The following is a 1128-nucleotide window of genomic DNA, read 5'->3' as shown; positions in this document are numbered from 1 at the left end:
TAGAAGGCACAGGACGAATCTCATCTTTGTTGACGCCTAAGCGTTCAAGTGTGCCAGATACTTCAGGAATACCAAGCTCCATCCCCAACCTTACCGTTGGTACATTCAATGACTTCGCAAGCGCAAGGTAAAGTGGCACATCACCACGATATTTACGGTCGTAGTTACGCGGAGTCCATACCGAGCCTTTGCTACCTTTCAAACTTAGAGGGGTGTCGTGCAGCGTCGTCCCCAAATTGTATTTGTCTGGCTGTTCAAGCGCGGTCAGGTAAATTGCCGGCTTGACCAACGAACCAATTGGACGACTAGCATTAAGCGCACGGTTAAAGCCTTCATAACCCACGCGTTTACCACCAACCATGGCACGAATTTCACCACTGTGGCGATCAACAGCCACGGCAGCAGCTTCGAGTTCTTTACCGCCTCGCTTCGCTAAATCCGGTATTTTCTTCGCGATCGCCTTCTCCATTTTACTTTGAGAGACAGGATCAAGAGACGTAAACACGCGCAGACCAGTTTCAGCCTTGAAGCGATCACCGACCTTCTCTTTCAGCTCGATATTCAATTGCTGGAAGTATGCAGGCTGACGGCTCGCAATACGTGGTTTGCTTTGTGTATCAAGAGGTCGACTCACAGCTTGTTCATATTGCTGCGATGTGAGCATGTTTTGTTGCATCAGCAATCGAAGCACCAAGTCTCGACGCTCTTTAGTGCGCTCAGGATAGCGAACAGGATTGTAGTACGACGGTCCTTTCACCATGCCCACCAGCATCGCAAGTTGATCAATTCGCAACTCTTGGATTGGCTGCCCAAAGTAGTAGCGTGATGCTAAGCCAAAACCGTGGATCGCTTCGCCGCCGCTTTGGCCCAAATACACTTCATTCAGGTAGGCTTCTAAAATGCGGTCTTTGCTGTAACGGTAATCAAGAATAAGCGCAATATAAGCTTCGCGCACCTTACGCCACAGCGTTTTATCACGGGTTAGAAATAAGTTTTTCGCTAGCTGCTGCGTTAAGGTACTGCCACCTTGAACGGTGCGACCCGCTTTGATATTCGCCACTAAAGCACGGGCAATAGCCAATGGTGAAACACCATCATGCTGATAGAAGTCTCTGTCTTCTGTCGCCA

At 49.2% G+C, this 1128-nt stretch carries 1 protein-coding gene; it reads right to left on the bottom strand.

The window, feature by feature from the left end; all coding sequences use genetic code 11:
- On the bottom strand, positions 1 to 1128 hold a 1128-nt coding region (locus tag R8N28_RS26300), incomplete at both ends, for a transglycosylase domain-containing protein (RefSeq protein WP_318183796.1).

The organism is Vibrio sp. Vb1554, from assembly GCF_033344235.1.
The sequence above is the reverse complement of the archived record's forward strand: the minus strand, read 5'-3'. Positions and strand labels throughout refer to the sequence as shown.